The sequence below is a fragment of the Chryseobacterium sp. SN22 genome (genome assembly GCF_008329705.1).
In the GTDB taxonomy this organism is placed as follows: domain Bacteria; phylum Bacteroidota; class Bacteroidia; order Flavobacteriales; family Weeksellaceae; genus Chryseobacterium.
Window position 1 is genome coordinate 1 of record NZ_VTSX01000051.1, and the last position, 5456, is coordinate 5456.

The window sequence follows — 5456 nt, forward strand, 5'->3', positions numbered from 1 at the left end:
AATTTAGGCTTTAATAATGGTGCTTTATTTGATAACCAAAACAAATGGTACTTATCTAAAAATAATGAAAGAGGAAAAATTCTTAAGGAAGAAATTTTCAACAATAATGGTATTAAACTTAAAGAGATAACATATAAATATAAAAATTTTTTAAATAAATTACCTTCTTTAGATTTACTTAATAGTAATTGTATAGCTTGTAAAGCTTCTGATCTTAATTACTACATAAAAGTAAATCGATATAATATAAACTATGTACAGTCAATGTATGTCCCTGTCATTCCTTACTTATTAAGTTCTCAGACAGTAAAAGAATATTATGGCAGTGATGTTATTGAAAATAGTAAAAGTACAGTTTATCTTGATAAAGTTTTAAAAAGGTACAGTCCAGGATCAGCTAGTAGTGAAGATTATATATGGTATCCATATCCTAAAGAAAACAAAGAGACTACAGTAATCGGAACAATTATTAAAAGGAATATATATCCGATAGATTTATATAATGAGAACGCTTGCATAAATTGTATTAATGATGATACAAAGGTTGGAGGACAATATAGTACTTATCAGCAACTTCATTATAAAAATATTTTTACTCCTGTTGTAGAGATTATCAAAAATAAAGCTAATAAATTTTCTTTGCGGGAGAATATTTTTTCACCTATTACTTCTTCTTTATCAGGAGCTCATGCTGTCAAAAAGTTTAGGAGCTCTTTATTAAATTCTACATTTGATTTCAGCAGTTATACTATACCTGCATATCAGACAGAAGACAGTTCTATCTCTGATCTTTATGATAATAAAATTAACCTTATTCAATCAACCGAAAAGTCAGGAATTCCCACCACAACAATATGGGGTTATAATCAAACGTTACCTCTTGCCACTATTGAGGGTGCAACATATGGTGAAATAATGCAGGCATTCGGTTTAAATTCAAATGACAACAATTCTTATTTACAATTAGCTATTGTAAGCAAGTCTAATCTTGATATTGATGATATTTCGGAAGCTAACTTGCAATCTGAGCTAAATAATTTTCGTAATAAAGCTGAGTTTAAAAACTTTAAAATATCTACTTACACTTATAACCCTTTGATTGGAGTTACAAGTATAACATCTCCTTCAGGTATTAGAGAAAATTATAAATATGATTCTGCAAACCAGCTTCAAAAAATAGTTGATATTAATGGTAAAATAATAAAGGAGTATAAATATAATTACGCTCCGCGAAAGTTTTTCAGCAAAGCCGTTGATCAGGCTTTTACAAAAAATAACTGTCCTGTAGGAATGATTTCGGGATCTTTAAATTATTCGGTTGCGGAAGGTAAATATATTTCACTGGTTAATCAGCTTGATGCAGATCAGCAGGCAATTGATGAAGCACAAAACTATGCCAATTCAAACTTAACTTGTTATTATCCATATTGTAACTTTGATGCTCAATCTTCGAATTTATTTCTTATGATGCAGTATGCTCCTTTTGAAAAGGCAAATACTACAGTTAATGCCCAATTAAATTTCCAGGTAATTTCAAATCAAGGCTTGAATTGGTCAGGAGGTGTATTAATAGGATATATTCCTTCACCATGCTGGCCTACTACGACAATTTCAAAAACATCTGGAAATTGGCAGGTTACTATTTACGCAGGCTCTGGGCAAGCAGCGTTAAGATGGACAGGAAGCGGAAGCCCTGCTACAGGTATTCCATATAACGTTACTTTTAATTATAATGTAAACTAATACCAATGAAAAAGATATTAATGCCGATAGGCACGATCCTTTTATCAGGATTTGTGCAGGCACAGATTAGTTTAACAGAGAACTACGTCCAGAGCAGGACCTATCTGGAGCCTGTGACTACAAGCAGCTCTACAGCAAAGCAGATTGAGACCGTTCAGTATTTCGATGGTCTGGGGAGACCTAAACAGGTTGTGAATGTGAAGGCCTCTCCTTTAGGGAGAGATGTAGTAACGCCTATTTTATACGACGGGTTCGGAAGACAGACCATGGATTTCCTTCCTGTTCCCCAGCAGGGAACCAATAACGGAGCCATCTACCCCCAGCAAAATTCCGGGAATTTTCCCGTAGGTGATCCTAGCGGAGTGTATACTAATGAAAGACCTTTCTCTGAAAAAATCCTAGAAAGCTCGCCTCTTGACCGGATCCTCCAGCAGAAGCAGGTGGGGCTGGCGTGGGATAACAAGCCGGTACAGTTTGGATATGATGCCAATACAACCGGTGATGCGGTAAAAAAATACACCACCATTACCACATGGGTGAATGGTGCTACAAGCTCAGTGCTGAGCCAAAGCACAAATTACGGGACTGCCCAGCTGTATAAAAATACCGTTACCGACGAAGACGGCAATGTAACGATAGAATTCAAAAATGGTGAGGGGCAGGTATTACTGGTCAGAAAAATGATTAGTGATACCGAAAAGGCAGATACTTACTATGTGTATAATGAATACAACCAGCTGGCTTTTGTGATTTCCCCGAAAGCTGCTGTGGAAACGGATCCCAACACGGTGCTTGGTGATCTCTGCTACCAGTATAAATACGATGGCAGAGGAAGACTGGTTGAAAAGAAAATTCCCGGTAAAGGATGGGAATATATAGTATATGACAAAGCAGACCGTGTATTTATGACCCAGGATGCTAATATGAGACCTTCGGGAAATTGGCTGCTTACCCGTTATGATAAGCTATCACGGGTTGTTTATACAGCCATAGCAGACATAGGGAATACTTATGCAAGAAAAGATGTTCAGGATGCTGTAAATTATCATTCTGTAACAGCAGCTTCTCTGACAGAAGAAAGAACAGGTGCTGTTGGCTTTACCAAAAGCGGAATTGATATTTATTATGGTAATAATACCTATCCTACTAATGCCATTCTTCAAGTGTTGAGTATAAACTACTATGATATATATCCTCCTGGAAGCCCAACGATCCCTATCCAGATTCTAGGACAGGACGTTCTACCGCAGGATAGCCAGAATTCTTCGATAAGTACCAAAAGCTTACCGGTGGCTTCATACGTAAAAAACATTGAAGACGACAACTGGACAAAAAACTATACCTGGTACGATAAAAAAGGGAGATCTATCGGGACGTATTCTTTTAATCATTTGGGAGGATATACCAAAACCGAAACCGAGTTGGATTTTGCAGGAGTAGCCCAAAAAACCAATACTTCCCATTTAAGAAAGCTGGGCGAAATCGGGGTAACGGTTCAGGAAAGATTTGTTTATGACAGCCAGAACAGGCTGCTTCAGCATTACCATAAGGTAGATGATCAGACTGAAGTGCTTTTGGCTGAAAACATCTATAATGAACTTTCTCAGGTTTCCAACAAGAAAGTAGGAAACAATCTGCAAAGCATTGATTACAGCTACAACATCCGCGGCTGGATGACAGGCATCAACCGGGATCAGATGCAGATTCCGGATCTTGGTGGAAAACTCTTTTCCTATAAGATTAAATACAACGAAAAGGAAGGGATCTCCAGTCCGGACCTAACGCAGTTTCCGGGTAAAGAGGTAAAAGCAAAATATAACGGGAATATAGCCGAAGTAGATTGGAGAAGCGTGGAGAATATTGGGAATTATCCTTCTCTAACCCCAAAAAGGTACGGTTATGCTTACGATAAACTCAATAGGCTAACCGCAGGTTTTTACCAGACCCCGAACAATCCGAGCCTTGGAGAAAACACAGAGTCTCTGGAATACGACCTTAATGGAAATATCACCAGGCTCTTCAGAACTTCGGTTTTGGAATACGGCAATACTACGCCAACAAAAATCGATGATCTGGAATATATTTATTCAGCCCAGAATAAGAGCAATGAGCTGATTATGATCAATGACAATTCTTATAATGCTACCGGCTATGAAGGCGGAGGAATGCCGATCCAGTATGATGCCAATGGAAATATGACGTCAATGCCGGATAAAACCATGCAAATCCAGTATAATTACCTGAACCTGCCTTCCGTAGTAGACATGATCGTAGATTTTCCATTTAATGTAGAGTATTCTTACAGGGCTGACGGGGTAAAGCTCAGGAAAAAAAGCACCAGTACCATTGCAGGGGTTAATTCAATGACCACGATCGTAAAAGATGCGGATTACCTGGATGGATTCCAATATAACAAAACAACCTCTACAACCCAGGGAGGCGGAGGCGGACCTGTAGATCCTCCAATGGAATCTATGGCGATGGCTCCTCAGAGAAGAGCTATGGAAATGCAGGCTTATTCCGTAGATGAAAGACTGTTCCCCACTCCAATTACATGGATGCTTAAAAACGAGGATCTTGAATTTTTCCCGACAGCAGAAGGATATTACGATTACAAAAAAGATCAGTATATTTATCAGTACAAAGACCATCTTGGAAATACCCGGATCAGTTTCGCAAGAAACAGCGCAGGTGCTTTGGAACTGGTAGATGTGAATGATTATTATCCGTTTGGGATGAATCATATGAAAAGCGGGAATTCTTTCTTCGGAGCGGGTTCTTATAAGAACTACAAGTACAACGGAAAGGAATTGCAGGAGATAGGAATGTATGATTATGGAGCGAGATTCTATATGGCGGATATTGGTAGATGGGGTGTGGTGGATCCGCTAGCGGAAAAAATGACAAGACATAGTCCTTATAATTATGCTTTTAATAATCCAATGAGGTTTATTGATCCAGATGGAAAAGAAGGAGAAGATTGGGTACAGAGAGGAAATCAAATCTTTTTTGATGCTGCCATTAAAACACAAGAGCAAGCTAAAGACAAATATGGTGATAGTGCTGAACATCTAGCAGAAGGAAGTACTCTTATGACAACAAATGGTGAAGTTACATCTGAACTCACTTTTCACGATAATGGAACAATTACAAAAGCTGATGGTTCAGAAAAAAGTACTAAAGAAACATTTGAAACTAAAGGAGGAATTACAATTATAGGAACAGAAAGTAAAGGTAGTAGTATATCGTTTAGTGCAAATGGAGTATTAGGAGGTGGTTTTGGTTTTGATATTGGATTAGTAAAAGATGCTGGAAATAATTGGGGATTATTTTTTAACAGAAATATAAATTTTGGATTAGGGTTTGAAGGAGGAGTAGGAGTGGGAAGGATTTCATCCAGTCATTCAGGTCCTTTTTTATTAGAAGATTATTCAGGTGAAGCAAAATCGTTTATTTCTCCTTTAGGAGTAACGTACGGTGGAACTTTTGATCCAAAATCAACACCAATTGAAATGATGAATCCTTTAAATGTTGGTGCAGGTAAAAGAGGTACAACCGAGATAAGTTCGGGGTTAAAAGGAATCGGGATTTTTTGGTGAGATATTTGAACTGGAAAATTTACTTTTAATCACACCACCACTTAAATAGATTATATGTCAACGCACTTTATTTCCCCGAAGGAGAGCCTTCTTAGGTTTCTGAAAAGGTCCTTG

2 protein-coding genes are annotated in these 5456 nt (G+C 37.7%); both read left to right on the forward strand.

The window, feature by feature from the left end; genetic code table 11:
• A partial coding sequence (locus FY557_RS20240; protein WP_228451850.1) for a DUF5977 domain-containing protein occupies nucleotides 1–1743 on the forward strand: 1743 nt, incomplete at its 5' end.
• A gap of 5 nt (nucleotides 1744–1748) precedes the next feature.
• On the forward strand, nucleotides 1749–5342 hold the full coding sequence (locus FY557_RS19820; protein ID WP_149248957.1) for a DUF6443 domain-containing protein: 3594 nt from the start codon (nucleotides 1749–1751) through the stop codon (nucleotides 5340–5342).
• Nucleotides 5343–5456: the final 114 nt, after the last annotated feature.

What these genes read in the sequence shown, in the direction of transcription:
- FY557_RS19820 (WP_149248957.1), top strand. Translation starts at nt 1,749, where the DNA reads ATGAAAAAGATATTAATGCCGATAGGCACGATCCTTTTATCAGGATTT.